Origin of the sequence: Novosphingobium sp. PP1Y, assembly GCF_000253255.1 — a bacterium.
GTDB lineage: Bacteria > Pseudomonadota > Alphaproteobacteria > Sphingomonadales > Sphingomonadaceae > Novosphingobium.
In genome coordinates this window covers 955,606-980,644 of the sequence record NC_015580.1, presented here as the reverse complement: position 1 = coordinate 980,644, position 25,039 = coordinate 955,606, and the positions used below count along the sequence as shown (strand labels likewise).

The window sequence follows — 25,039 nt, the reverse complement described above, 5'->3', positions numbered from 1 at the left end:
GAGGAGAATAAACAGGTAAAGGCTATTGATGAGACTCAAAGTTGCGATGAGTTCTCAACTTCATCCGTACTTCAGGTCAATTCAGACAGTTACTTCACGCCACTGGCCCGTAGCGAGGCCATCGAGCGTCCAGTCGCCGACCTGCCAGCGCACAAGGCGCAAGGTCGGATGGCCTACGGCCGCCGTCATTCGCCGCACCTGGCGATTGCGCCCTTCGCGAATCGTCAGGCGCAGCCAGCGATCCGGCACCGTCTTGCGGAACCGAACCGGCGGATTGCGCGGCCACAGGTCGGGCGCATCGATCGGCTCGACTTGCGCCGGCCGGGTCATCCCGTCCTTGAGCGCCACGCCCCGGCGCAGGCGTTCGAGGCTCGCCTCGTCAGGCTCTCCCTCGACCTGCACGAGGTAGGTCTTGGCCAGCTTGAACTTCGGGTCGGCGATACGCGCCTGCAGGCGGCCGTCGTCGGTCAACAGCAGCAGCCCTTCGCTGTCGCGGTCCAGCCGGCCTGCGGGATAGACGCCGGGCAGATCGATGAAATCGGACAAAGTCGCGCGCGGCGTGGGCGAACGCAGGTCGGTGAACTGCGAAAGGACATCGAACGGCTTGTTGAAGAGGATCAGGCGCGCCAAGGGATCATGCCTTTGCAGTTGGGGGGCGGTCGCCCGCCTTGGCCATGGCAAGCGCCCCGGCGAGAAGGACCATGCCGATCACATCGACCGGCGTCAGCGCTTCCCCGAAGGCGAGCCATCCGATCGTTGCCGAAATCGCGGGCTGGGTCAGCAGCGCAAGGCCGATGACCAGCGGCGGAAAGTGGCGCAGCGAATACACGAGGAAGCCCTGCCCGATCAGCTGGCTGGTGCAGGCCAGCGCAATCAGGGGTGTCCAGTTGCCCGGCACGATCTGCTCGCCCAGCAGCCAGGCAATCAGCAGCATCAGCGGCACGCTGGCGAACATCGAATTGAACAGCAGCGAATATTGCCCCAGCCGCCCGCGCACCGAATTGAGCATGAGGATGTAGACGGCATAGAAGAAACCCGCGAGGAGGCAAAACAGGTCGCCCACGAAGTTAACGTGGCTGATCTCCAGCGAACCGCCCATCAGCAGCCCGGCCCCGATCAGCGCTGCAATGATCGCCGCCAGTTCCAGCAGGTGCGGACGGCGCCGCGCCGCGATCAGGCCCCAGGCCATCAGGATCACGCTGCCGCCGTTGCCGAACAGCGAGGCATTGCCCAGCTTGGTCCTCACGATGCCGACATGCCACGCGGCCAGGTCCAGCGCGAAGGCCACGCCCGCCCCCAGCACGATCAACAGGGCCATACCGCCAACCCGGCGCTGCACGGTCGGTTCACGCAGGCTGAGCAGAAACACGAAGGGCATTGCGATCATCAGCCGCCAGTACCCTGCCGCGACCGGCCCCGTATCGGCAAGCCGGACCAGCCACGGCCCCAGTGCCAGCCCACAATTGGCAAGCAGCAGCGCCGCGACGTGCCGCGCCGTCCAGTCGTGACCGGGACGGTGCTGAGGCATGGGAGATGTATCGGTGGTGGCCATCGTCGCGCCCTAGCGGTGCACAGGCCCCGCCGTACATGGCAAAAATTGCATCCGTCCATGCACCTGCATAGGGAACAGGCGGCGCGCTCACGCTCTATTGCCTGCGGAGGGTTCTTCACGATGCTCGCAACGCTGCGCTCAAACTGGCTGTCGATCCGGGCAAGCTACTGGTTCTACCCCGCACTTTTCGCACTGGGCGGGCTGCTGCTGGCACTCGTCCTCGTCCACCTCGACCGCATTGGCGCGAGTCGCTGGCTCAGCGAGACGAACTGGATCATTCCGGCTCGCCCAGAGGGCGCCAACAACATCCTGACAGTCCTGTCCGGCTCGATGATCGGCGTCGCCTCCACCGTCTTCTCCATCACGATCGCGGCGGTCGCCTATGCCAGCGGCACCTACGGCCCGCGCCTGCTGACCAATTTCATGGAAGACAAGGGCAACCAGCTCAGCCTCGCCACGTTCATCGGCACGTTCGTCTATGCGATCACCGTGCTGCGCGCCGTGCGCTCGCAGGACGAGGCCGCCATCGGCGCAGTTCCTGCCGAAGCGATGTCGAGCGCCGGCTTCGTGCCGCAGCTCTCGCTTCTCGTCGCCTTTGCGCTGATGATCGTTGCCGTGGCGGTGCTTGTCTATTTCCTCCACCACATCCCTGCGAGCATCCGCATCAACACCGTGCTGCAGAACATCGGCGAGCGCCTTCTGCGCGAGATCGACGGGCGCTTTCAGGAAAGCGGCGACAAGGATCCGCCAGTGCGCCCCCTGCCCGCAGGCACCCCCGTTCCGGCAAGCGAAAGCGGCTATGTGCGCCTCATCGAGTTCACGACGCTGGTGGAACTGGCCCGTAAGCACGAGCTCCTGCTCGCCCTCAGGGTGCGGCCCGGGGACTTCGTCTATCCCGGCGTTCCGCTGGTGCTGGCGGGCGAGCGACGATTGCCCGATCACCTGGCCCACTCGGTGCGCGAGGCTTTCGCCATCGGCGGCTCGCGCACTTCGGAGCAGGACCTGGAGTTCTCGATAGACGAACTGGTGGAAATCGCCCTGCGGGCCCTTTCACCCGGCATCAACGATCCCTTCACCGCGATCACCGCGATTCACTGGCTCGGCGCGGCCACTGCCGAGATCGGACGACGGCGCCTCGACAAGGAGAAATGGAACGAGGGCGATCCGGATTGCCCGGTTTTCCCGCCGACGAACGACTTCGCGCACTTCCTCCAGCGCGGTTTCGTGGCCGCGCGCGGGGCGATTGCCAGCAATCGCCTGACCGCCCTCGTCGCGCTGGACGCCCTGGCAACCGCTGCGGGGCAGGTGCTGGGCAGTCACCGCCGCGGCCTGCTGGTCCGCGAGGCCGGCGCACTGGCCGACCTCGCCGCAACCATGCTTCCCGATCCGGACGTGGACGAGATCCGCCGCCGTCACGCGGCGATCATCGCCGGACTGGAAGGCCCCGTCTAGAGCGCTTCCCGATTTGATTGCATCAGATCGCGCGCTCTAGGTTTTTGATTTGTCGTATTTTCCGAGTCGTCAGGTGATTCCACCTGACTAGAAAATGCTCTAGGCGGCCTGCTCCTCATCGCGCGTCTTCCACAGGGACCAGACCACGCCGCCCGCGATCAGCGCCACGGTTACGCCAAGGCTGATGAGCGGCGGGAACTTGGCCCCGCCCATCAAAAAGTCGGACACGAAGATCTTGCCGCCGATGAACACCAGCACGGCCGCCAGCGCATATTGCAGGTAATGGAAGCGGTGCACCATCGCTGCCAGCGCGAAGTAGAGCGCGCGCAGGCCCAGAATCGCCATGATGTTCGAGGTGTAGACGATGAAGGTGTCGGTCGTGATCGAGAAGATCGCCGGCACCGAGTCCACCGCGAAGACGAGGTCGGCGAGGTTGATGACCACAAGGGCCAGGAACAGCGGCGTCGCCGCCCATGCCACCTTGCCTGCCGCATCGGGCACCTTCACGAAGAAGTGCTCCGCGTGATGCTCCTTGGTCACGCGCATGTGCGTGGAAATCCAGCGGATCACGCGGTTCTTGCCGATGTCCGGCTCATGCTCTCCGGTAAAGAGCATCTTCACGCCGGTGAACACCAGGAAGGCGGCGAAGATGTACATGACCCAGTAGGCCGAGGCGAGGATCGCCGCGCCGCCCGCGATCATCAGGCCGCGCAGGACGATGACCGCCAGGATGCCCCACAGGAGCGCACGGTACTGGTACTTGGGCGCGATCGAGAAGAAGCCGAAGACAAGTGAAATGACGAAGACGTTGTCGATCGAGAGCGCCTTCTCGATGAAGTAGCCGGTATAGTATTCCATGCCCGCGGTCGCCCCCTTCTGGAACCAGACCCAGGCACCGAAGACCATGGCGATCGCGATGTAGAAGACCGACAACTTGAGGGATTCGGCAATGCCCATTTCCCGGTCCTCCTTGTGCAGGAAGCCGAGATCGAAAGCGGTCAGCAGCAGGACGATGGCCACGAAGGCCAGCCAGAACCAGGCCGGAGTACCCAGCCAGCTTGCAAAAAGAAATTCCATGAAGATGCGCTTGTCCTAACGAGGAAAAGGTGCGCCGGCGCGTGAATGGGGGGCTACGCGCCGGCGCTGGGATTACAGGCTCAATTGCCCGGCAATGGGGGGCAAATGCCGGCTGAGCCTGTCCCTTATCCGCGTCTTCATTCTCTTGAGCAGCGCGATCTCGTGCGGATCGGCAAACCGCCGCCCTTGCGCCAGGCGCAGCAGGGCATCGAGGCGCTGTTGGCGCTCCAGCAGGCGGAAAATGCGTTCGGTCATGTCATATCCCTATCGAACAGGTTGTAGGTTCGATCGGATGAGCCAATGCCAGGTTCCTGAGAGCCGGACCGTAGGGAGAAACCTCAATCAGCGTTCCGGATCCTGCATCGGTTTTATCCGATGCGGTCCGACATCACGTGGCGCCTGCCCGGTGGAAACTTTTGCGTTCCACACAAGCTTGCGCCGCGCCAGAGGGGCCCGGCCCGCAGACCCCTTAATAAGACCGAATCGTTCAACTTTCAACATCAATCGGAGCAACCGGGGATAGCTGGCCAAGGATATGCTGTGCGGCCTGTCGGACCACTTCAGCTTCTCCGAGATTTGCGCGATCTTAACCGGCGGCGCCTAGCAAGTCGCCATGCGCATGATCGCCCGACTCGCCGCCGCGGCTTCCGCCCTTGCCGCCATGGGCCTGCCCGCCACCCCATCGGCGGGACAGACGGCACCTTATACCATTGCCGAAACCGGCCGCGGCTATGCCCGCCTGCAGGACGCAGTGGACGCCATCGGTAACGCCAAGGGCACCATCCTCTTCGCCTCCATGCGCTTTTCCGATTGCGCGGTGCAGACGCAGGGCGAAATCACCTACAGGGCGAAAGTGCCCGGCCAGTCCGTCCTCGAAGGCGTCGCCTGCGAAGACAAGGCCGCGCTCGTCCTGCGCGGGCGCAGCGCCACCGTCGAAGGCATGGTCTTCGCCAATATCAGGGTTGCGGACAAGAACGGCTCGGGCATCCGCCTCGAAGGCGGCAATCTCGCGGTCACGCAGTCGTGGTTCCGTGACAGCGAGCAAGGCCTGCTCACCAGCGACAATCCGCAGGGCACGATCGTCATCGACAAGTCCACCTTCACGCGTCTGGGCACGTGCGAGGGCGGCGGCGGATGCGCCCATTCGATCTACGTCGGCAACTACGGCGCGCTTATCGTCACCAGAAGTCGATTCGAAGCGGGAGCCGGTGGTCATTACGCCAAGAGCCGTGCCCAGCGCGTTGCGATCCTCGATTGCAGCTTCGACGATTCGCGCGGGCGCGGCACCAACTACATGATCGACCTGCCCGACGGCGCGACCGGCAAGATCGCCGACAACTGGTTCGTGCAGGGCCGCGACAAGGAAAACTATTCCGCCTTCGTCGCGGTTGCCGCCGAACACCGCAACCACAGTTCTGAAGGGCTGGAGATCGAGGGCAACAATGCCCGCTTCGCCCCGGGAATCGAGCGAGGCAGCGCCTTCGTGGCAGACTGGTCCGGAGACAACCTGCGGTTGAGCGGCAATGTCCTGGGGCCCGGCCTCAAGCGTTACGAGCGGCGCTGACCGACTTTCGTCGGGGTTGCCAGCGCGCCTCATGAGCCTTAGCCGATAGCCATGACATCGGGTTCGAGTCTCTTTCTGCGCATGCGCCTCTGGGCGGTGCTGCTGCTTGCCGCCATCGGCATGCAGGCGGCCGAACCCATTCGCGCGCCGCTGGAAAGGGTCCCCGGCTCGGCCTTCAGCGCTGCGACACTCGATGTCGCGCTGGTCACGACCCGCAAGTCCGAAGCAGCAGCGACACAGGAACTGCCGACAACGCCGGTCACACGCAGCGTGCCCGCCGAGGCAGCCATGCGCCCGCTGGCGATCGCCTCCGGTCCCCGCCTGCGCCTGCTTCCCGAGGCCCGCGGACCACCGCCGCGCCGGCATCCCGCCAGGCTTCCCGACCTGCGCGGACCGCCCACCGCCTGAACTCGCCCGCACCGGCGCCGGAATGGCGCCTGACGCCAACGATTTCAGGAATACTGTTCCATGTCATACGAAGACACCGGCGCGATCCGCGCCGACGAGCGCGCGCGCATCGTCAGCCTGCTGGCGCGCTATCCAGACCTGCCCGGTCCCGAGTTCGATGAACTCAGGACCTGGTTCGAGCGCGGGGCCACTCCGCTCGACCTCGGCCTGATCGCCGGCAACCCGGACGTAGCCGAGCAGTACAGAGCCTTTCGCGAATCCCAGATCGACCGCTTCACCCAGCGCGACATCTGGAAGGCCGGAGCCTTCGCGGCGGCAATCTTCGCCATCTTCGGCGGGATTTTCCTGCTGATGCCGCACTGATCCGGCAGGCCGGGACGCGGGGCTCCCCCCGAACCCCAACCCCGCGTCCCGGCCGACCTTCAAGTCATGTTAGAACACGAGTTCAGAGAATGTGACCGGTACGGTCGCGTTTGGTCTTGAGGTATCGTTCGTTGTGGGGATTGGGCGGAAGCTGGTGCGGTACGCGTTCGGCCACCGACACACCCACGGCCTCCAGCGCTTCGACCTTGGCCGGGTTGTTCGTCATCAGCCGGATTTCGTGGACGCCAAGCAGGTCGAGCATGCGCGCAGCGACCGGGAAGTCCCGTGCCTCTGTGGGCAAGCCGAGGCGATTGTTGGCATCGACGGTGTCGAAACCCTGGTCCTGCAGGCGATAGGCCCGCAGCTTGTTGATCAGGCCGATCCCGCGCCCTTCCTGGCGCATGTAGAGCAGCACGCCCCAGCCCCCGGCGCGCGCCTCGTCGGCCATGGCGCGAAGCGCGGCGTCCAGTTGCGGACCGCAATCGCACTTGAGGCTGCCGAGGATGTCACCGGTCAGGCACTCGGAATGCAGCCGCACGAGCGGGGCGCGGTTTCCGTCCTGTTCGCCGATCACCAGCGCGACATGCTCGCGCAAGTCGTCATAGGAGCGGAACGCCACGATCTCTGCATCCTCGCAGGCCGCAACAGGCAGATGTGCACGCGAAGCGACGGCGAGGCGCGCGGTGTCCTTCCACGCGTCGAGGTCGGCGGGCGAAACCTCCTGCACTTCACCGTCCATCGCCGGCGCCACGAGGAAAGCCGGTAGAATGCCGGCCAGACGCGCAAGCTCCATGGCCGTGCGCGCCACTTCCATGTCGTCGATGTGCTCGGCCGCGAAGGGCCCCTTCATGGGATGGACGAGGTCAAGCGCCGGGTCGGCAACGGCACGGGCCGTCTCGAGATCGAAGGGCTCTGCCGCGCGGATCAAGACCGGCGCCTCGGGTACGGCCGCCTCGCGCTGGTTCGCCAGCTTGAGCGTGACCGCCCTGGCCGCGGAGATCAGCATGCGCGGCGCGGCGACGCCGGGGCCGAAGCCCGTTTCGGCGGGCAGCAGCACTGCGCCGCCCGTCACGCGGATCGGCCAGCCATGGCGCAACGCATCGAGCGCCAGGGCAACGCGGCGCGGCCCGCTCGCCGGGGTCGGGGCGCTCGCCTCGCTCAGAGGTCGAACTCCGTGATCAGCGGCACGTGGTCGCTGGGCTGTTCCCACTTGCGCGTTTCCTCGACGAAACGATGCGCCGTGGCCTGCCCGGCCAGGTCCGGAGAGGCCCACATGTGGTCAAGACGGCGGCCCTGGTCCTTGTTGCGCCAGTAGCTGCGATAGGACCACCAGGAGTAATTGCGCTCCGGTGCAGGAATGAACTTGCGGCCCAGGTCGACCCAGCCGTGCGCATCCTGGAAGCGGCCAAGCGTCTCCACCTCGATCGGCGTGTGGCTGACGACCTTGAGCAGCGCCTTGTGATCATAGACATCGCATTCGAGCGGGGCGATGTTGAAGTCGCCCACGATCAGTGTCGGGCGGTCGATCTTGTCCGCCCACGCGGTCATGCGGGCAAGAAAGTCCAGCTTCTGGCCGAACTTGGGATTGACCTCGCGGTCAGCCACGTCACCGCCTGCCGGAATATAGACGTTCTCGAGGATCAGGCCCTTGCCCTGCCCCTGCAGTTCCACGCCGACGTGGCGGGCCTCGCCATTGTCCTGCCAGTCGTGGCGGCTGTACTCCTCGAACGGCACGCGGCTGACCGTGGCGACGCCGTGGTAGCCCTTCTGGCCGTGGATCGCGCGGTGCGTATAGCCCAGCCGCTCGAACATCTCGTGCGGGAAGAGGTGCTTGGCGACCTTGATCTCTTGCAGGCACAGGACGTCGGGCGTCTGTTCGGTCAGGAAGCGCTCGACCTGATCGATGCGAAGGCGGACTGAATTGATGTTCCAGGTGGCAATCTTGAGCATGTCAGGGGCTTTAGGTGCGCTCAGGGCGAATTGCCAGTGCCGCTTGCGATCCTCGCTGCAGTTCCAAAGGAAAACCCTCGACCCGGGGGCAGGGGGTCGAGGGTTCCATAAGCGTTCGTCACGCTAAGCCAGAAGCGCTCTTACGGAGGCGCGGGCAACAGGGGGGAAACCCGCCTCGAGCCGCTCTGACAAGATCAATTTAGGATCGATTGGCTTGCTGCCAAGTGAACAGAATTAAGGAAAGTGTCGCAGTTTGTCGCAGGCGCCACACAACCAGCGACGAACCGAGGTTTCCTATCGACGAGTGCGGCGACGCGGATCGTTCCAGCGGAAGTCGTTGTCCGTCACCGGCACCCCGTAGCGCTGGTTCTTGAGCTGGATGGTCGTGCGCTTGTTCTGCGAATCGAGCGCGACCCAGTAGGACAGTTCCAGACCGCCGGGGGCCGAGGCCTTGCGGGTGAAGATCAGGGTGATTACGCCATACTCGGGGTGCTTGCTGTCGCGCACCTCGACGCTGACCACATTGGGATTGCCGGTCGGCTTGACCGTGCCGAACTTCGCCACGTCGCGATTGGGATCGAGCAGCGCGCCTAGCGGGCTGTTGCTGATCGGCCAGCGCTGGACCTGGTTGACGTCATAGTCGATCATCGTGAGCGCCTTGCCGTCGCTCACGATCAGCATGTTGACGCTCTTCTCGTACTGGAAACGGATCCGGCCCGGACGCTTGAGCGTCAGGGTCCCGGTCACCGACTGGCCGGTGCGATCGGTCTGGACGAAATCCGCGCGCAGCGTCGAGATACCGCGCAAGGCCGCGACCGCCTCGTTCAATTGGGCGCTTTCGGCGTTCGTGGCGGCCAAGGCCGCTTCGCCGGGAACGAGGGCAGGAACGGCAAGCGCGGCCAAAGCGGCCGCGCCAACACAGGATCGAAAGGTCATTCGAATTCGTTTCATGGCTATGTCCCTAGGTCCACAGCCTTGAACCGACCGTGAACCTTACTTGATCTTGGCTTCCTTGAACTCGACGTGCTTGCGCGCGACGGGATCGTACTTGCGAAAGCTCATCTTCTCGGTCGTGTTCCGGGGATTCTTCTTGGTGACGTAGAAAAATCCGGTGTCGGCGGTGGAAACCAGCCGAATCTTGACAGTTGCGGGCTTCGCCATGGCGTTTTCCTGTAATCTCTTCGTTTCAGCCGCCCTGGCGGCCGGCATGTCCGTTGAAAACAATCGAGGACGGCCAGAAAGGACCGCCCCTCAAGGCTGCGGCCCATGCTTCAGCGTCGGCGCAAAGTCAAGCCGCCCGAGGCGTTTCACTCCTCCGGAAAGGGCCGGATCGGCTCAAGAACGTCGAATTTCTCTTTCAGCGGCTTGTGATCGAGCGGTTCCATCTCCAGCGGCGCCGGATCGACGCGGGTATCGGGAAGCCGATCGAGCAAGTCGCGAATCAGGGTGAGTCGCCCCCGGTGCTGGTCGTTGAAGTCTACCAGCGTCCAGGGCGCATGGCGCGTATGGGTCGCCTTGAGCATCTGCGCCCGGGCCTTCGTGTAGTCTTCGTACTTGAGCCGGGCCGCCAGATCGACGGGCGAGAGCTTCCAGCGCTTGAGCGGATCCTCGAGACGCTCGAACAGGCGTTCCTCCTGCCGCTCCTGGTCGCAGGTCAGCCAGTACTTGAACAGGAGGATGCCATCCTCGACCAACATCCTTTCGAAGACCGGGGCATCGCGCAGGAAGGCCTGCACCTGCGGCTCGGTCGCATAGCCCATGACTTTCTCGACCCCCGCGCGGTTGTACCAGCTGCGGTCGAACAGGACGATTTCGCCCCGGGCCGGCAGGTGCGGGACGTAACGCTGGAAGTACCACTGGCCCTGCTCACGCTCACTGGGCGCGGACAGGGCGATGACGTGAACCTGACGGGGATTGAGCTTGGCGGCGATGGCGTTGATCGCCCCGCCCTTCCCTGCCGTATCCCGGCCTTCGAACAGGACCAGGATGCGCGCGCCGGTGGCGGCGGCCCAGCGGGCCATGCCGACCAGTTCCTCTTCCATGGGCTCGAGCAGCTTGTCGTAGGCCTTGCGACCCAGCTTGTCCTTCTGCTTCTTGCCCATGTCAGATCATCCCCGTTCCAGCATGGCCTGCGACAATGCGGCCTATGTCAGCAGGTAGAGTGCCAGAGAACCGGCAGCGATGCGATACCACGCGAAAGGCGAGAAGCCCGAACGGCTGACGAAGGCCATGAACGCCTTGATCACCACCAGGGCGACGATGAAGGACACGACGAAGCCCACCGCGATCTCTCCCCAGCCGACAGGACCGGTGCCTGCCATGAGCTGCTCGCGCGCGCCCAGCAGTTCCAGCGTGGTTGCGCCCATCATCGTGGGCACCGCCAGGAAGAAGCTGAACTCGGCCGCGGTACGGCGCTCCACGCCCATCGCCAGCGCGCCCATGATCGTCGCGCCGGACCGGCTGACGCCGGGCACCATGGCCAGGCACTGGGCCAGCCCCACACCCACGCAGGTCTTCATCGAAAGCTCGGATACGCCGGTCAACGGCCCCTGCTTCGCGACTTTCTCGATGACGAGAATGGCGATACCGCCGACAATCAGCGCCCAGCCCACGATGCTGGGCTGACCGAGCAGACCTTCGATCCAGTCCTTGAGCAGCAGACCGAGAACGGCAGAGGGCAGGAAGGCCAGCAGCACGTTACGCACGAAGCGGATCGATACCGGCTCAAGCTTGAGCAGGCCCATGCCCACGGCCCAGAACGTACGCCAGAACTGCACGATCACGGCAAGGATTGCGCCCAGCTGGATGACGATGTTGAAGGTCGCCCATTGGGCGGCATCGTATCCGAACAGTTCGGTGGCGAGGATGAGATGGCCAGTCGACGAGACCGGCAGAAACTCGGTGAGTCCCTCGACGATGCCGAGAAGAATTGCAGTAAGGGTCAGGTCCATCGCGGCGCAACCAAGCCGCAGCGCCCCGGCAAGTCAAGGCGGCACGCGCTGCGATGCAAAATAGTCAGGCCGAAAAACGGGATGACCCGCTGATCCCCCATGCAAAAATGCCCGGGACAGGTCCTGCCCCGGGCATTGAAATCACCAGATCCGCACGCGCTGATCGGGCGGCAGATAGAGCTTGTCATCCGGCTTGACGTCGAAAGCCCTGTACCATTCGTCGAAATTGCGGACGATGCCGTTGATGCGGTAGTGCGGCGGCGAATGCGGGTCGGTCATCAGGTACTGACGCGCCTGCTCCTCGCGCACTTTCGAACGCCACACCTGCGCCCAGGCCATGAAGAAGCGCTGGTCGCCGGTATAGCCGTCGATTACCGGCGCTTCCTTGCCGTTCAGCGAGAGCTTGTAGGCACGGTAGGCGAGGCTGAGGCCGCCCAGGTCGCCGATGTTCTCGCCCATCGTCAGCTTGCCGTTCACGCAAGTCTTGCCCTCGTCGTAAGGGCAGAAGGCGTTGTACTGCGCCTCGAGCTTGTCCTGCAGCTTCTGGAAATTGGCCTTGTCCTTGGCCGTCCACCAGTCGCGCAGGTTGCCCGATCCGTCTGACTTGGCACCCTGGTCATCAAAGCCGTGGCCCATCTCGTGGCCGATCACGCCGCCGATCGCGCCGTAATTGACCGCAGGGTCGGCCGATAGGTTGAAGAATGGCGGCTGCAGGATCGCGGCCGGGAAGACGATCTCGTTGAAGGGCGGATTGTAGTAGGCGTTCACGGTCTCGGGCAGCATGAACCATTCTGCCCGGTCGACAGCCTTGCCGATGCGGTTCATGTCGAAGTCGTTCTGCCACTTGCCCGCGGCCATCATGTTGCCCAGCGGATCGTTCTGCGTGAAAGTCAGGCCCTCGTATTCCTTGAAGGTATCGGGCGCGCCGACCTTGGGCGTGAAAGCCTCCAGCTTGGCCTCGGCTTCCTTGCGGGTTGCCGGCCCCATCCACGAAAGGTCATGGAGGTTGAGCGCCATCGCCTTGCGCAGATTGGCGACGAGATCCTCCATCGCCGCCTTGTTCTCGGGCGGATAATATTTCCCGGCGTAGATCTTGCCGAGCAGTTCGCCAGCCATCCCCTCGACCGCGCTGATGCCGCGCTTCCAGCGGGGGCGCTGCTCGGGCTGACCGGTCAGGGTCTTGCCGTAGAAATTGAAAGTCGCATCGTCGATGTCGCTGGGCAGGACCGATGCGTGATCGCGCAGGAAATGCGCCGCCAGCCATGCCTGCCAGACCGCGACCGGCACTTCGTCGACCAGCTTGATCGCGGCCGGGAGCCCGCCGCCGAACAGGGTCTGGGCCTTCGCCGCATCGATCTTGGCGTCTTTCAGCTCCTCTGCCGTCGGCGGGATCTCGGCTGCGATGACGTAGCTCGCCTTGCCCGCGCCCACGGTATCGATGAAAGTGCGCACGAGGCCATCGGAACCGAAGGCCTCGAACTCACCCATCGACAGCTTGTTGTAGGTGAGATCGCGGTTGCGCGCAGCGGCGCGGTCCCAGTCGGCCTGGGCGATGCGCATTTCCAGCGACATCACCGCCTTGGCAGCCGAAGCCGGATCGGCATAGCCTGCCTTGCCAAGCACGAAAGCCAGGTAATCGAGATACTTGGCGCGGATTTCCTGCGAGCGCTCATCGTTCTTGAGGTAATAGTCGCGGTCCGGCAGGCCCAGCCCTGTGATCGCGGCCTGCAGGGCATAAACGTCGCTCTGCTTGGGGTCGGCATCGACATAGACGCCCAGCGGCGAAGCATATCCCGGCGAGGCGAAAAGCTTCATCAGGTCGGTCGGCGTCTTCGCAGCGAAAATCGCTTCGAGATAGGGACGCGCCGGCTTGAGCCCGGCTGCGTTGATCGCGGCGGTGTCCATGAAGGCCGAATAGGCGGCAGCAACCCGCGCGGCATCGCTGCCCGGCGCCGGCTTCGAAGCGATCAGGTCATCCATGATGCCGTGCAGGCGCTGGCTGGACAGTTCACGCAGTTCGTCGAACGAGCCCCAGCGGGTGCGGTCGGCCGGCAGTTCGGTCGTCTCGACCCATTTGCCATTGACGAAAGTGTCGAAGTCGTCGCCCGGCTTTACGTCCTTTTCCATCCATTGGGTCTGGACGCCGAAATCGCCCCAATCGGCTGCGGCCGGGTCAGAGGCGGCGACGGGATTGTCGGCAGCGCTGAGCGGGGCAGCGGAAAGACTGAATACGAAGGCTGAAATGGCGGCGCTCGACGCAAGCGCCCTGCCGAGAATTCGAGGCATGCCTGATCCTTTTCGGATGGTTCGACACGAGACTGAACGAGTCCGGATGACCCGCCGATGAAGCGCAACATAATTTCCTTGTTGCGCAATTCCAGTCTTTTACGCGTCCAGGGTCGAACGCTGGTCGGGACGCATGTCGAATTGTAGCGAGGCAAGCCGTGCGTAGAGCCCGCCTGCAGCCGAAAGCGTGTCGTGCGTGCCCTGCTCGACGATGCGGCCACCGTCCATGACGATGATCCGATCGGCTTGACGCACAGTGGCGAGGCGATGCGCGATCACTAGGGTCGTGCGGCTCTGCATCAGGCGGTCGAGCGCATCCTGCACCAACCGCTCGCTTTCGGCGTCGAGCGCGCTGGTCGCCTCGTCCAGCAGAAGGATCGGCGACTCGCGCAGGAGCGCGCGGGCAATCGCGATGCGCTGGCGCTGGCCACCGGACAGACGGGCGCCGTCTTCACCGAGGAAGGTATCGAGGCCCTGGGGAAGATCCTTGAGGAACTGCTCGGCATTGGCCGCGCGCGCTGCCTGCCAGATCGCCTCATCGTCAGCGGCCCAATTGCCGTAGCGCAAGTTGTCGCGTGCGCTGGCGGCGAAGAGCACGCCTTCCTGCGGCACGAGCGCAATGCGCTGGCGGATTTCGGCAGGATCGGCCGATGTCAGCTGTACGCCGTCGATCTTGATGGAGCCGCTCTGCGGATCGTAGAATCGCTCGGCCAGCTGGAACAGGGTCGACTTGCCCGCGCCCGAAGGCCCGACGATCGCCACGGTCTCACCGGGATCGACAGTCAGGCTGAAATCCTTCAGCGCGGCCTGCTCGGGCCGGGTGGGATAGCGGAACGTCACGCTCTCGAAGGCAAGTTTTCCGCGGGCCGGGCTGGGCATCGCCTGCGGCCGTGCCGGAGGCGAGATCGCCGGACGCTCACCCAGCAGTTCGGCCAGGCGGCTTGCCGCGCCCGCGCCGCGCACGAGGTCGCCATAGACTTCGGTCAGCGAACCGAAGGCGCCCGCGACAATGCCTGCGGTGACGACGAAAGCCGCGATCGTGCCGCCGGTGATCGTGCCTTCCGCAACGCCGACCGCGCCGCGCCACATGATGACCGTGATCGATCCGAAGATGAGGAACATGATGACCGCGGTCATGATCGCGCGGATGGTGATGCGCCGCTTGCCGGTTTCGAAAGTACGCTCGACCGCCTCGCCGAAGCGGCCCATCTCGCGGCCTTCCTGGTTGAATGCCTGGACCACGCGCAAGGCGCCGAAGACTTCCGAGGTCATCGCACCGATATCGGCCACACGGTCCTGGCTGGTGCGCGAGACCGCCCGCAACCGCCGTCCGAATGTCGCAATCGGCAGGATCACGAGTGGAATCGCGACGATCAGGCCGATAGTCAGCGTCGGCGCCAGAGCAAAAAGATAGGCCACGCCGCCGATTGCCATGATCGCGTTACGCAGGGCGACCGAAACGGTCGTACCGACAATCTGTTCGATGATCGCGGTGTCCGCGGTCATGCGCGAGGCGATCTCCTTCGGGCTGTTTTCCTCGAAGAAGCTGGGCGAAAGCGACAGCAGGTGGCGCTGGACACGCAGGCGGATGTCGGCGACGACACGCTCGCCCAGCCACGAAACGCTGTAGAAACGGATCGCCGTGGCGACTGCGAGCACCGCGACGATGCACAGCAGGGCGATGAACCACTTGCGGATCGCCGTCGGGTCCGCGCCCTCGGCGAAGCCCTGGTCGATAATCTGACGGAATCCGTACGGAATGGCGAGCGTGGAAGTCGCCGTGGTGATCAGCGCGCAACCGGCCACCACCATGCGCCCGGGATAGTGGAACAGCTCGCGCCAGACCATGCGCAGCGGACCCAGGCTCTTGCGACGCGGCGACTCTTCGCCTGTCGTCGAGGCTTCACTCTGCGGCGTTGGGGTCTGGCCCGGATTGGCGTCCATGCGCGGCCCCTTACCGCGTTGAGACGCTAAGGGAAAGGCCCGAGGTCGCAGCAAAGCCAAAGGTGACCACAAGCTGTTTCAATTGCTATGCAAAAGACCGAAATCGGAAATGCCGCATTGCACAAGGGTCAATTCATCCCCAGAATGAAGGGAATCGTCAGGACGGCTGCGTGCGGCGGCCAGGAGATGAATCTTGCTTTACAACATGTATGAATTGCAGCGCACCATGCTTGGTGGCGCAGCGGCATGGGCATCGGTCGGTGCCGAGATGCTAACCAACCCGAGCCTTCCCCTGGGCTATACCGGTCTCGGCCCGATCATGGCATCGGCGCTCGAAGTCTTCGCCCACGCGGCCTCTCCGCGCGGCAAGCCCGATTTCGACATCGAGACCGTGAAGGTCGGCGATGACGTCTACCCCGTCACAGAAGCGATCGTGCTCCATCGCCCGTTCGGCAACCTGCTGCGCTTCGATCACCCCGGCCTGCCCGAGAATGCTCCCAAGCTGCTGGTTGTCGCCCCCATGAGCGGGCACTACGCCACACTCCTGCGCGGCACCGTCGCGCGCATGCTGGAAACCTGCGAAGTCTACATCACCGACTGGGCCGACGCGAAGATGGTGCCGGCCTCTGCCGGTCGCTTCGACCTCGACGACTACATCGACTACCTCGTCGACTTCCTCCATCACATCGGCCCGGGCACACACATGCTGGCCGTGTGCCAGCCCTCGGTGCCTGCCTATGCCGCAGCCGCGATCATGGGTGCCAAGAAGGATCCCTGCCGCCCCGCGACGCTCACGATGATGGGCGGCCCGATCGACACCCGCGAAGCGCCCACCAGCGTGAACGACGTCGCGATGCAGCAGCCGCTCTCGTGGTTCGAGCACAACGTCATCGCCGATGTCCCGCTGACCTATCCGGGCAGCGGCCGCCGTGTCTATCCGGGTTTCCTGCAACTTACCGGCTTCATGGCGATGAACCTGGGCAGCCACATGATGAGCCACTACGGAATGTTCAAGCACCTCGTCGAAGGCGACGGGGAAAGCGCGGCTGCCACCAAGGCCTTCTACGACGAATATCGCTCGGTGTGCGACATGACCGCGGACTTCTACCTCCAGACGATCGAGCACGTGTTCCAGAACCATTCGTTGCCCAAGGGCGAATTCGTCCACCGCGGCGAGCGGATCGACCTGGGCGGGATCCGCGACACGGCGCTGCTCGCGGTCGAAGGCGAGAACGACGACATCTCGGGCATCGGCCAGACCAAAGCTGCCCTGCACCTTGCCACGCACCTGCCGGAAGAGCGCAAGAAGTACTATCTCGCCGAGGAAGTGGGCCACTACGGTATCTTCAACGGCAGCAAGTGGCGCAACCGCATCGCGCCGGTCTTGGAAGACTGGATCAAGCGGCACCAGAAGACCGCCCTCAAGGTGGTCGCCTGAGCCCACCTGCAGGCATCTTCGGCCAGTGAAGCGCAGCGCCGGCCCGCCTCGACCGCGGGTCGGGAAGCTGCGCTCCCGACTGGAACTCCCTGCAGGAAAGCGCTATATTGATCGCATGGTTTTGAAGCTCGGACGGCGAGAGGTTATCAAGGGTGCGATTGCGGCAGGCGCCGGAATTGTCTTGCCCGGACGCGCGCTCGCCGTCGACGCAGCGGCCTCCAGCCTGACGCCCTACGAACGCAAGATCATGGATGTCGCCTCCCGCCAGGCAGAGCGCGTCGGCAACAAGGTCTGGCGCACCGATCTGGTCGGGATCGCCGATTTCGCGCAGCCCTCGTGGAAGCCGCGCCTGCATTTCGCCAACATTGAGGCCGGAACCGTCCGCAGCTTCCTGCTCGCGCACGGCAAGGGCTCCGATCCGGAGCACAGCGGCTGGCTGCAGCGCTTTTCCAATACTCCCGGTTCCGAGGCGACCTCTCGCGGCGCCTTCCTCACCTGTGAATGGTACAAGGGCAAGTACGGCACATCGATCCGCCTCGTCGGGCTGGACGAGGACAACTCGATGGCGCTTCAGCGCGCCATCGTCATGCATCCGGCCTGGTACGTGGACCAGTCGATGATCGACAAGTGGGGCAAGCTGGGCCGCAGCGAAGGTTGCTTCGCGATGAGCAATTCGAACTTCAACGAAGCCCTCTGGCACCTTTCCGGCGGTCGCCTGCTCTACGCCGACCGCATCGGCGAAGACGAAGCCTGGGCGGCTTCCCCGCAATTTTCCGAGCCTGAAGGTTAATCCCTACAGCGCGGGGACCACTTGCCTTCCCGGCGCGCTTCCCGGCACCTGCATTGCATTACGCTTCGCGCGACCATACTTCCGCGTCTCAGACCGGAGCAGACCGCAGATATATGGACGGGCAAATCGACAACGCTGACTGGCCACTGTTCGGGTGGGTCGACGATGTGCGCCCCGCTCTGGCGCAAGCATCCGATGCCGGTCGGCCCGTCGTGCTGGCCACCCTGTACCGCGTCGAAGGCAGCGCCCCGCGTGGCCCGGGCGCACAGATGGTGTTCGATGGCTCTGCGGCAAGCGGCTATTTCTCCGGAGACTGCATCGAGGGCGACGTCGCCAGCCACGCAGCGCGCGTCCTGACCGACGGTGAACCGCGACACCTGCACTACGGCGCCGGCAGCCCGTGGATCGACATCCGCCTGCGCTGCGGCGGTGCATTGCATATCCTGCTCGAGCGCATCTCGCCAGACGACGAAGCCTTGCATGAACTGCTGCGCCACGCGGCCGAGCGCCGGTCCTGCCAGTGGCACAGCGACGGCTCCATGCGCCGCGTCTCGGCGCAGGACGGGGCGCTGCTGAGCCTGACCGACCAGCCATTCTCGCTTGCACGCCGCTACGATCCGCCCCGCCGGCTGATCGTCTCCGGGGGCGATCCCGGTGCGCTGGCGGCGGCGCGGCTCGGTGCTCTTGCCCAGTTCGAAACCTATCTCGTGCGACCGGACGGCCCATCCTCCCCGCCGCCGTTCCCGGTGGCCGGATACCTGCGGGAAGCGCCGATGCAGGCGCTCGAGAGCCTTGGTGTCGATCGCTGGACTGCCTATCTCGGAGCGACGCACGAAGATCACCACGACCTCGGCGGGTGCCTCGCGGCCCTGCGCGGTTCGGCAGGCTATGTCGGCATGGTCGGTGCAAAATCGCGCGCGGCCGGGCGCCTGGCCGCTCTCGAAGCTGCCGGTGCGACGCGACAGGAACTGGACGCGCTGCACTTCTCTCCGGGCATCACGGGTCTTGGCAAGTCGCCATGGGAAGTCGCCACCGGCATCATCGCCGAGATTATGCAGGCGCTCAATCCGGCGAAGGAACGCGCATGACCCGCGTCGCGCTGGTCCTCGCGGCCGGATCGGCGATGCGTTTCGGCAGCGACAAGCTCTCTGCTCCGTTCAATGGCGAGCCGCTCCTGTTCCATGCCATCCGTGCAGCGCGCGCGGCGCCGGTCAGCCGCGTCATCGTCGTCGCTCGTCGCGGCCTCGAAACCGGCACCTGGGAAGGTTCGCCGCCCGTCGAAATCGTGCGCATCGCCAGCACCTCCCTCTCGCAGTCCCTGCAGGCAGGCATCGCTGCCGCCGCCGAGGCCGATGGCGCCTTCGTCTTCCTTGGCGACATGCCGCGCATCCCGCACGAAATTGCCGAGCGTCTCGCCCACGCGATCGGCGACGGCTTTGCCGCCATGCCGCGCGAGGGCGGCCGCCCCGGCCATCCGGTACTGCTTTCCGCCCGCGCCTATCCGGCGATTGCCGGGCTCACGGGCGATCAGGGCGCAGGCAAGCTGCTGCGACAGCGCCCCGACGTTGTCTTCGTCGATTGCACGGACCCGGCGATTCACGCCGATGTCGACACTCCTGCAGACCTGGCGCAATTGAGGCGGACCGAACCGGGCTGAGGCCGCGTCAGGCCTGCCCGGTAGCGTTAGACAGCAGCGCGGGATCGATGCCCTCGGCCTGCCAGGTCGCGTTCCACCGCTCATCCACGGGCGTATCGAACAAGACTTCGGGATGCGGGTCGGCCGCATACCAGCCGTGGTGGCGCATTTCGCCTTCCAGTTGCCCGGCGCCCCACCCCGCATAGCCAAGCGCCATCAGCCAGCGGCTCGGCCCGCGTCCCTCGGCTATGGCGCGCAGCACTTCCATCGAGGCCGAGAGTGCACAGAGCGGCTGAACCGCAATCGTGTCTGATCCGCCCCAATCGGTGGAATGGAGCACGAAGCCCCGCCCCGGCTCGACCGGCCCGCCGTTACAGACCGCACGGTCGGGCGCAGCGCCGGGATCGATGCCCAGCTCGTTCAGGACGTCATGGAAAGTCACGCCTTCGCGGACCTGACCGATGCCGATACCGAGCGCCCCGTTTTCGTCATGAACGCACATCACGTTGACCGAGCGCTCGAAACGGGGATCGAACATGCCCGGCATGGCCAGCAGAATGCGGCCGGAAAGATATTGTTCTTCAGTCACAAGGCAATTCTACGCCCTTGGGCAGGCCCGGCAAGCAGGATCGGCACCCAAAGGGTCGATCCGGCGCATCTGAAGATGATGATGAAGGGGCCTTGAAGCGCCGGCTCCCTCCCCCCGAAGGGAGCCGGCGCGCCCGTCTCGGAAATAAACCAAGCGGGTCACACCGGGGTAACTAACCGAAAGTTTCAGCGAGTTCCACTGTTCTCGTCAATAACTTGCAAGTATCTCGGTTATGGCTATCCAAGCGCGCATGGCACATAATCGAATTCGTTATCTTGCAAGCACTTCACTGGTCATCGCCGCCGCGATCATCTCCACGCTGCCGGCTCATGCCGCGGATTCCGGCGGCGGCCCGGACACACCCATCGTCGTGACCGGACGCGGGCTGGAGGAAAGCCCCGCGACGCCGGCCTACGACGTCGAGACCATCGCACGCGACCAGATCGTGACCAGTGCATCGGGCCGGATTGAGGACGTGCTTTCCTCCATCGCCGGGTTCCAGCAGTTCCGCCGGTCGGACAGCCGCTCGTCCAACCCTTCGGCACAAGGCGTGACCCTGCGCGCGCTCGGCGGCAATGCTTCCAGCCGCACGCTGGTCCTGCTCGACGGTGTACCGATTGCCAATCCCTTCTTCGGCTACATCCCCCTCAGCGCCCTCGCGCCCGACCGGCTCGCCTCGATCCGCGTGACCCGCGGCGGCGGCGCGGGCGCCTTCGGCACCGGCGCGGTATCGGGTACGATCGAACTGACCAGTGCCGGGCCGCGCGACATGGGGCCGCTGCAGGCTCTCGCCCTCGTCAACGACCGCGGAGAGACGCAGACTTCGGCAACGATCGCGCCCGATCTCGGAGCAGGCTTCCTCGTCGCCAGCGTCCAATGGGACCGCGGCCAGGGTTTCTGGACAACGCCCAGGTCGCAGCGCGTCGATGCTTCGGCACGGGCGGCCTATGACAGCTGGTCGGCCAGCCTGCGCGGCGTGGCTCCGCTCAACGACACCGTCGAGCTGCAGGCCTCGGCCATGGCCTATGACGACCAGCGCACCTTGCGCTTCAAGGGAGCGGATTCGACGTCGTCCGGCCAACAGGCTTCGCTGCGTCTGGTCGGCCGGGGCGATTGGCAGTTCGACATTCTGGGTTATGTCCAAGCGCAGGACTTTTCGAATGTCGTGATCAGCTCGACACGCTTCGTGAAGGCGCTGGATCAGGCCAAGACCCCGACGACGGCGGTCGGCGGCAAGTTCGAGCTTCGCCCCCCGGTCGGCGACGCGCATGTCCTGCGCATGGGCGCGGATGTCCGCCTGACTGAAGGGCGACTGCTGGAAATGCCCTACAGCACTTTCACCGGCGCGCGCACCGCGATCCGCCGGGCCGGCGGTGATCAGTCCGACGTCGGCTTCTACGTCGAGGACGACTGGACGCTCGGCAATCTCGTCCTGACTGCGGGCGGGCGCGCTGACCGCTGGACGATCCGCAATGGATTCTACCGCGAAATCACGCCCAGCGGCGCGGTCAACGAGGACACGGCCTTCGCCGACCGTTCAGGCTGGACCGGCAATGTGCGCGGCGGCTTCGTCTGGCACGCCAGCGAAGCCCTTGCCCTGCGCGCAGCCGCCTATACCGGCATGCGCCTGCCCACGTTGAACGAACTCTACCGCCCCTTCGTCGTCTTCCCGGTGGAGACGCAGGCCAATGCCGCGCTCAGGCCGGAAAAGCTGCGCGGTTACGAAGTGGGTGTCGACACCCGGCCGTTCGAGGCCCTGACCCTGTCGCTGACTGCGTTCGACAACAAGCTCAAGAACGCCATCGCCAATGTCACCATTTCCGATGACGGTAACCTGCGCCAGCGCCAGAACGTCGATGCAATCCGCGCGCGCGGGCTGGAGGGGACCGCAGCCCTCCACCTCGGGCAAGTGGAGTTCGACGGCTCGCTGAGCTGGACCGATTCCCAGGTCGAGGCAAGCGGCATCCAGGCCGACCTCGACGGCATGCGCCCCTCGCAGGTTCCCAAGCTTGCGGCGAGTGGCACCATCGCGTGGCTGCCCAAGCCGGGCTGGCGCATTGCGGCGACAGTGCGCCACGTCGGCCGCCAGTTCGAGGACGACCAGGAAACGCAGGCTCTGCCCGCGGCCACCACGCTCGATGCCTATGTGAAGGTTCCCGTCATGCCGCTCGTCTCGGTGGTGCTGCGGGGCGAGAATCTCACCGACGAGACCATCGTCACGCGCAATCAGTCCGGTTCCATCGACCTGGGCACGCCGCGCACCGTCTGGGCGGGGCTGCGCGTCGGTTTCCGCTAGGCTTTCACCAACGGCTTGCGACAGGCTCTGGCCCTTCGCGCCTCCAGCGCATAAGGAAGCCCGATGTCGCGCATGACCGTCAACGACCGGCCGGTCGAATTCGAGATGGATCCGCAGACGCCCCTGCTGTGGGCGCTGCGCGACGCTGCCAATCTTACCGGCACCAAGTACGGCTGCGGAGTCGGCGATTGCGGGGCCTGCACGGTGCTGGTCGACGGCTCGCCGCTGCGGTCTTGCCTCATCACCATTGCCGAGTGCGAAGGCCGCTTCGTCAAGACCATCGAAGGCCTTTCGGACGACCGTTCGCATCCGGTGCAACAGGCCCTCGTTGCCGAACAGGCGATCCAGTGCGGGTTCTGCACCCCGGGCATCGTCATCAACGCCGCCGCCCTGCTGGCGCGCAATCCCGATCCGGACGAAGCGGAAATCAAGCGGGCGATCTCCAACTTGTGCCGCTGCGGCGTCTATCCGCGGCTCGTGCGTGCGGTGCAGCGCGCCGGGCGGGTCATGCGCCGCGAAGAGACGATCAGCGCCGCGCCGGCACCGGGCATCACCGCCGAAGACGCTGCGCGGGCCGTTCCCGCGCTGGCGTCTGCAGCCGCTTCCGCGGACACCGGCACCGCCACCGACACACCCCAGAATTAATCAGGAGAAGGCCATGAAGGCGACCATCTGGCACAACCCCAAGTGCGGCACCTCGCGCAAGACCCTCGCCGTGCTCGAGGAAACCCCGGGCGTCGAAGTCGAGGTGATCGAATATCTCAAGAATCCGCCGAGCGCTGCCAAGCTGGCGCAACTGTACAAGGATGCCGGGATCACGCCGCAGGAAGGCCTGCGCATGCGCGGCACCGACGCCGCCGAACGCGGGCTGCCCGATGCCGATGCCAAGGCCGTGCTCGACGCCATGGCCGCCGAACCGATCCTGATCGAACGCCCCCTGGTGGAGACCGACAAGGGCGTCAGGCTGTGCCGTCCGCAAGACAAGGTCCACGAAATTCTCTGACCCTACAGGGTCGTTAACTTGCAAAGGTCAGTGGAATCTGCCACCGACTTTGCTGCACAAAAATGACGACAACAATGCGAGAGCTTCCGCCAGCATGACCAGCACAGAGCTTGCCCGTGAGGCACTGCCCCAGAAGTTGAAGCGGAAAATCAAGCGGTCCCTCGGACCATGGGGCGTCTTCATCGAAGGGTTCCTGCGCAATCCGGTGATGGTCGGCTCGATTGTCCCGTCGTCGCGATTCACCATCAACCGCATGCTCAAGCCGGTCGACTGGGCGAACTGCAAGCTCTTCGTCGAGTATGGCCCGGGCGTCGGCACCTTCTGCCAGCCGGTCCTCGATCGTCTGCCGCGCGACGGCATGCTGATCGTGATCGACACCAACCCGCTCTTCATCGAGTACTTGCGCAAGAACATCAGCGACAGCCGCTTCAAGGCCGTGCTGGGTTCGGCTGCGGACGTCGAGGAAATCGTCAAGGCGCACGGTTTCGAAAAGGCGGATTACGTATTGTCCGGCCTGCCCTTCTCAACCCTGCCCGACGGCGTCGGCCCCGCCATTGCCGCGGCGACGCACCGCGTGATCCGCAAGGGCGGCGCGTTCCTGGTGTACCAGTTCACGCCGCGTGCACGCGATTTCATGGCGCGCCACTTCAAGCGGATCGACAACGGCATGGAAGCGATAAACGTGCCGCCCTGCTTCCTCTACTGGGGCTGGAAGGACGAAGACGAGGGCTGAGGCCCTCGCGCGCTTCCCCGCTATTCATTCCACCAACCGGCATCGCCCTCTTTGCTGGGGCGATAAGCCCTGCGCCGTCACCGTCCGGTCACGGTCCGGCCTGCCACGGCCATGGCGAAGGGCTGCAGCGCCCGCTCAGATGAACGGCGCGCTATCCGCCTCAGGAGTGTTCCCGGCAAGCTGGCGATGGCTCGCAGCGATGATCGCCACGAGATAGAGCGCCATCAGCGCACTGAGGGCCGAACCGACCAGCGCCTCCACGATCATGGCAACATGATCGGACGCCAGCAGCGCCAGGGGAATGCCGATCAGGACATTGACCATGATCAGCAGGACGATGAACGCGACGATGAACAGGCCGTAGAAGGTCAGCAGGCGCGTGGTATTTCCAGCGGTCAGGTTCCAGGAGCGCGACAGCGCCGCAATCGGATTGGTGGCCTGCTCAACCGCGACGACAGCCGCCGTCAGCGAGAGCCGCACCGCCACGAAGACGGTGATCGCGGCCACGATGGCAACGCCCACGAACATTCCGGCCATTCCTGCAAGGGCGCCCAACAGGCCGATCACGGCCAATGCGACGAGTGCGAGGACGAAACCGCTGATCAGCTGCGCGAGCAAGTAGGGGACGACCCCGCGCAATCCGCCCTTTATCGCCTCTCCCACCGTGGGCCGCCTGCTCCCGTCGAGAAGCCGCAGCAGCGCCAATGTGCCGAGAGCCTGTATCAGCGCCATCGGAATCAGCATGGGCATGATCGAGCTGTAGTAAGCCGTGACCATCTGGACCATCTGCTGCTCACTCATCCCCGCAGCCGGTTCGGGCTGCGGAAAGAAGATCGCGAAGGCAAGCTGCGGCAACATGAAGAACACGCCGGCAAGCGCAAGGACGACCTCGCGATTGGCCGAAACCGCACCCGAGGCCTGCTTCCAGGCAAGATTGCTGTCGAAATTCATGTTCTACTCCGCATGCCGTCGCACAGGCGCCAGCCTAAAGGCACTTGATAACCGCA

26 protein-coding genes are annotated in these 25,039 nt (G+C 64.9%); 12 read left to right on the top strand and 14 right to left on the bottom strand.

Annotation, left to right across the window (positions count from 1 at the left end; all coding sequences use genetic code 11):
- Positions 1-81: 81 nt before the first annotated feature.
- Positions 82-630: a pseudouridine synthase gene (locus PP1Y_RS10790; RefSeq protein ID WP_013832258.1), complete on the bottom strand. Its 549-nt coding sequence runs from the start codon at positions 628-630 to the stop codon at positions 82-84.
- A 4-nt stretch (positions 631-634) separates the two neighbouring features.
- Entirely contained in the window at positions 635-1,552 is a 918-nt protein-coding gene (locus PP1Y_RS10785) for a DMT family transporter (RefSeq protein WP_013832257.1), read from the bottom strand.
- 120 nt (positions 1,553-1,672) lie between these two features.
- Between PP1Y_RS10785 and PP1Y_RS10780 the strand changes: the two genes are divergently transcribed.
- Entirely contained in the window at positions 1,673-3,004 is a 1,332-nt protein-coding gene (locus PP1Y_RS10780) for a DUF2254 domain-containing protein (RefSeq protein ID WP_013832256.1), read from the top strand.
- A gap of 99 nt (positions 3,005-3,103) precedes the next feature.
- Here PP1Y_RS10780 and PP1Y_RS10775 read toward each other — a convergent pair whose 3' ends face one another.
- Together PP1Y_RS10775 and PP1Y_RS10770 are read right to left on the bottom strand one after the other, a co-directional pair.
- Complete coding sequence (locus PP1Y_RS10775) at positions 3,104-4,081, bottom strand: TerC family protein (protein ID WP_013832255.1); 978 nt, start codon at positions 4,079-4,081, stop codon at positions 3,104-3,106.
- Between the two features lie 72 nt (positions 4,082-4,153).
- Positions 4,154-4,336 carry a hypothetical protein gene (locus PP1Y_RS10770; protein WP_041558770.1) on the bottom strand — a complete coding sequence of 61 codons (183 nt, stop codon included), beginning with the start codon at positions 4,334-4,336 and terminating at the stop codon, positions 4,154-4,156.
- Between the two features lie 358 nt (positions 4,337-4,694).
- Between PP1Y_RS10770 and PP1Y_RS10765 the strand changes: the two genes are divergently transcribed.
- From PP1Y_RS10765 to PP1Y_RS10755, 3 genes are read left to right on the top strand one after another with little or no spacing between them, the layout of a single operon-like run.
- Positions 4,695-5,645: a hypothetical protein gene (locus PP1Y_RS10765; protein ID WP_041558769.1), complete on the top strand. Its 951-nt coding sequence runs from the start codon at positions 4,695-4,697 to the stop codon at positions 5,643-5,645.
- Positions 5,646-5,696: 51 nt separating this feature from the next.
- Positions 5,697-6,053, top strand: a complete 357-nt coding sequence (locus PP1Y_RS10760) for a hypothetical protein (protein ID WP_041558768.1) — start codon at positions 5,697-5,699, stop codon at positions 6,051-6,053.
- A 60-nt stretch (positions 6,054-6,113) separates the two neighbouring features.
- On the top strand, positions 6,114-6,416 hold the full coding sequence (locus tag PP1Y_RS10755; RefSeq protein ID WP_013832253.1) for a hypothetical protein: 303 nt from the start codon (positions 6,114-6,116) through the stop codon (positions 6,414-6,416).
- Positions 6,417-6,498: 82 nt separating this feature from the next.
- Here the strand turns inward: PP1Y_RS10755 and ribA are convergent, their stop codons facing one another.
- The 8 genes from ribA to PP1Y_RS10715 all read right to left on the bottom strand — a co-directional run bounded on the left by ribA (position 6,499) and on the right by PP1Y_RS10715 (position 15,547).
- A complete protein-coding gene (gene ribA, locus PP1Y_RS10750) occupies positions 6,499-7,578 on the bottom strand; it encodes a GTP cyclohydrolase II (RefSeq protein WP_041559235.1) in 1,080 nt (359 codons plus the stop codon).
- Positions 7,575-8,366 (bottom strand): exodeoxyribonuclease III, encoded by a 792-nt coding sequence (xth, locus tag PP1Y_RS10745; RefSeq protein WP_013832251.1) that lies wholly within the window; start codon positions 8,364-8,366, stop codon positions 7,575-7,577. Before xth ends, ribA begins: the two co-directional genes overlap by 4 nt.
- Before the next feature lie 294 nt (positions 8,367-8,660).
- The gene (locus PP1Y_RS10740; protein ID WP_041558767.1) at positions 8,661-9,317 is read right to left on the bottom strand and encodes an outer membrane lipoprotein carrier protein LolA; all 657 of its coding nucleotides are present in this window, start codon (positions 9,315-9,317) and stop codon (positions 8,661-8,663) included.
- A gap of 42 nt (positions 9,318-9,359) precedes the next feature.
- On the bottom strand, positions 9,360-9,527 hold the full coding sequence (rpmG, locus tag PP1Y_RS10735) for a 50S ribosomal protein L33 (protein WP_013832249.1): 168 nt from the start codon (positions 9,525-9,527) through the stop codon (positions 9,360-9,362).
- A 146-nt stretch (positions 9,528-9,673) separates the two neighbouring features.
- Positions 9,674-10,468: a polyphosphate kinase 2 gene (gene ppk2, locus PP1Y_RS10730; RefSeq protein WP_013832248.1), complete on the bottom strand. Its 795-nt coding sequence runs from the start codon at positions 10,466-10,468 to the stop codon at positions 9,674-9,676.
- Between the two features lie 42 nt (positions 10,469-10,510).
- A complete protein-coding gene (locus tag PP1Y_RS10725; protein WP_007013394.1) occupies positions 10,511-11,317 on the bottom strand; it encodes an undecaprenyl-diphosphate phosphatase in 807 nt (268 codons plus the stop codon).
- A 141-nt stretch (positions 11,318-11,458) separates the two neighbouring features.
- A complete protein-coding gene (locus tag PP1Y_RS10720) occupies positions 11,459-13,603 on the bottom strand; it encodes a M13 family metallopeptidase (protein ID WP_013832247.1) in 2,145 nt (714 codons plus the stop codon).
- Positions 13,604-13,702: 99 nt separating this feature from the next.
- Positions 13,703-15,547: an ABC transporter transmembrane domain-containing protein gene (locus PP1Y_RS10715; protein ID WP_013832246.1), complete on the bottom strand. Its 1,845-nt coding sequence runs from the start codon at positions 15,545-15,547 to the stop codon at positions 13,703-13,705.
- 193 nt (positions 15,548-15,740) lie between these two features.
- On the opposite strand from PP1Y_RS10715, the gene PP1Y_RS10710 reads away from it, so the two are divergent.
- The 4 genes from PP1Y_RS10710 (at position 15,741) to PP1Y_RS10695 (ending at position 19,432) form a co-directional block, all read left to right on the top strand.
- Complete coding sequence (locus PP1Y_RS10710) at positions 15,741-16,985, top strand: polyhydroxyalkanoate depolymerase (RefSeq protein ID WP_013832245.1); 1,245 nt, start codon at positions 15,741-15,743, stop codon at positions 16,983-16,985.
- 115 nt (positions 16,986-17,100) lie between these two features.
- Positions 17,101-17,775 carry a murein L,D-transpeptidase catalytic domain-containing protein gene (locus tag PP1Y_RS10705; protein ID WP_013832244.1) on the top strand — a complete coding sequence of 225 codons (675 nt, stop codon included), beginning with the start codon at positions 17,101-17,103 and terminating at the stop codon, positions 17,773-17,775.
- 113 nt (positions 17,776-17,888) lie between these two features.
- Positions 17,889-18,863, top strand: coding sequence for an XdhC family protein (locus PP1Y_RS10700; RefSeq protein WP_013832243.1), 975 nt, complete (start codon positions 17,889-17,891; stop codon positions 18,861-18,863).
- Complete coding sequence (locus PP1Y_RS10695; protein WP_013832242.1) at positions 18,860-19,432, top strand: NTP transferase domain-containing protein; 573 nt, start codon at positions 18,860-18,862, stop codon at positions 19,430-19,432. Before PP1Y_RS10700 ends, PP1Y_RS10695 begins: the two co-directional genes overlap by 4 nt.
- A 7-nt stretch (positions 19,433-19,439) precedes the next feature.
- On the opposite strand, the gene PP1Y_RS10690 is transcribed toward PP1Y_RS10695, so the two are convergent.
- Positions 19,440-19,949 (bottom strand): YqgE/AlgH family protein, encoded by a 510-nt coding sequence (locus PP1Y_RS10690; protein ID WP_232512718.1) that lies wholly within the window; start codon positions 19,947-19,949, stop codon positions 19,440-19,442.
- A 301-nt stretch (positions 19,950-20,250) separates the two neighbouring features.
- Between PP1Y_RS10690 and PP1Y_RS10685 the strand changes: the two genes are divergently transcribed.
- From PP1Y_RS10685 to PP1Y_RS10670, 4 genes are all read left to right on the top strand, one after another.
- Positions 20,251-22,296, top strand: coding sequence for a TonB-dependent siderophore receptor (locus tag PP1Y_RS10685; RefSeq protein WP_013832241.1), 2,046 nt, complete (start codon positions 20,251-20,253; stop codon positions 22,294-22,296).
- Positions 22,297-22,359: 63 nt separating this feature from the next.
- The gene (locus PP1Y_RS10680; RefSeq protein ID WP_013832240.1) at positions 22,360-22,941 is read left to right on the top strand and encodes a (2Fe-2S)-binding protein; all 582 of its coding nucleotides are present in this window, start codon (positions 22,360-22,362) and stop codon (positions 22,939-22,941) included.
- Between the two features lie 13 nt (positions 22,942-22,954).
- A complete protein-coding gene (arsC, locus tag PP1Y_RS10675) occupies positions 22,955-23,299 on the top strand; it encodes an arsenate reductase (glutaredoxin) (protein WP_013832239.1) in 345 nt (114 codons plus the stop codon).
- A 94-nt stretch (positions 23,300-23,393) separates the two neighbouring features.
- Positions 23,394-24,032 (top strand): class I SAM-dependent methyltransferase, encoded by a 639-nt coding sequence (locus PP1Y_RS10670; RefSeq protein WP_013832238.1) that lies wholly within the window; start codon positions 23,394-23,396, stop codon positions 24,030-24,032.
- Positions 24,033-24,167: 135 nt separating this feature from the next.
- On the opposite strand, the gene PP1Y_RS10665 is transcribed toward PP1Y_RS10670, so the two are convergent.
- Positions 24,168-24,983: a hypothetical protein gene (locus PP1Y_RS10665; RefSeq protein ID WP_013832237.1), complete on the bottom strand. Its 816-nt coding sequence runs from the start codon at positions 24,981-24,983 to the stop codon at positions 24,168-24,170.
- Positions 24,984-25,039 lie beyond the last annotated feature (56 nt).

Coding starts and splice junctions, on each gene's coding strand:
- PP1Y_RS10700 (WP_013832243.1), top strand. CDS start 17,889: ATGGACGGGCAAATCGACAACGCTGACTGGCCACTGTTCGGGTGGGTC.
- xth (WP_013832251.1), bottom strand. CDS start 8,366: ATGCTCAAGATTGCCACCTGGAACATCAATTCAGTCCGCCTTCGCATC.
- PP1Y_RS10665 (WP_013832237.1), bottom strand. CDS start 24,983: ATGAATTTCGACAGCAATCTTGCCTGGAAGCAGGCCTCGGGTGCGGTT.
- PP1Y_RS10715 (WP_013832246.1), bottom strand. CDS start 15,547: ATGGACGCCAATCCGGGCCAGACCCCAACGCCGCAGAGTGAAGCCTCG.
- PP1Y_RS10670 (WP_013832238.1), top strand. CDS start 23,394: ATGACCAGCACAGAGCTTGCCCGTGAGGCACTGCCCCAGAAGTTGAAG.
- PP1Y_RS10775 (WP_013832255.1), bottom strand. CDS start 4,081: ATGGAATTTCTTTTTGCAAGCTGGCTGGGTACTCCGGCCTGGTTCTGG.
- PP1Y_RS10760 (WP_041558768.1), top strand. CDS start 5,697: ATGACATCGGGTTCGAGTCTCTTTCTGCGCATGCGCCTCTGGGCGGTG.
- PP1Y_RS10695 (WP_013832242.1), top strand. CDS start 18,860: ATGACCCGCGTCGCGCTGGTCCTCGCGGCCGGATCGGCGATGCGTTTC.
- PP1Y_RS10785 (WP_013832257.1), bottom strand. CDS start 1,552: ATGGCCACCACCGATACATCTCCCATGCCTCAGCACCGTCCCGGTCAC.
- PP1Y_RS10740 (WP_041558767.1), bottom strand. CDS start 9,317: ATGAAACGAATTCGAATGACCTTTCGATCCTGTGTTGGCGCGGCCGCT.
- PP1Y_RS10725 (WP_007013394.1), bottom strand. CDS start 11,317: ATGGACCTGACCCTTACTGCAATTCTTCTCGGCATCGTCGAGGGACTC.
- PP1Y_RS10690 (WP_232512718.1), bottom strand. CDS start 19,949: ATGTTCGATCCCCGTTTCGAGCGCTCGGTCAACGTGATGTGCGTTCAT.
- ppk2 (WP_013832248.1), bottom strand. CDS start 10,468: ATGGGCAAGAAGCAGAAGGACAAGCTGGGTCGCAAGGCCTACGACAAG.
- PP1Y_RS10705 (WP_013832244.1), top strand. CDS start 17,101: ATGGTTTTGAAGCTCGGACGGCGAGAGGTTATCAAGGGTGCGATTGCG.
- PP1Y_RS10755 (WP_013832253.1), top strand. CDS start 6,114: ATGTCATACGAAGACACCGGCGCGATCCGCGCCGACGAGCGCGCGCGC.
- PP1Y_RS10780 (WP_013832256.1), top strand. CDS start 1,673: ATGCTCGCAACGCTGCGCTCAAACTGGCTGTCGATCCGGGCAAGCTAC.
- rpmG (WP_013832249.1), bottom strand. CDS start 9,527: ATGGCGAAGCCCGCAACTGTCAAGATTCGGCTGGTTTCCACCGCCGAC.
- PP1Y_RS10720 (WP_013832247.1), bottom strand. CDS start 13,603: ATGCCTCGAATTCTCGGCAGGGCGCTTGCGTCGAGCGCCGCCATTTCA.
- PP1Y_RS10685 (WP_013832241.1), top strand. CDS start 20,251: ATGGCACATAATCGAATTCGTTATCTTGCAAGCACTTCACTGGTCATC.
- PP1Y_RS10680 (WP_013832240.1), top strand. CDS start 22,360: ATGTCGCGCATGACCGTCAACGACCGGCCGGTCGAATTCGAGATGGAT.
- arsC (WP_013832239.1), top strand. CDS start 22,955: ATGAAGGCGACCATCTGGCACAACCCCAAGTGCGGCACCTCGCGCAAG.
- PP1Y_RS10770 (WP_041558770.1), bottom strand. CDS start 4,336: ATGACCGAACGCATTTTCCGCCTGCTGGAGCGCCAACAGCGCCTCGAT.
- PP1Y_RS10765 (WP_041558769.1), top strand. CDS start 4,695: ATGCGCATGATCGCCCGACTCGCCGCCGCGGCTTCCGCCCTTGCCGCC.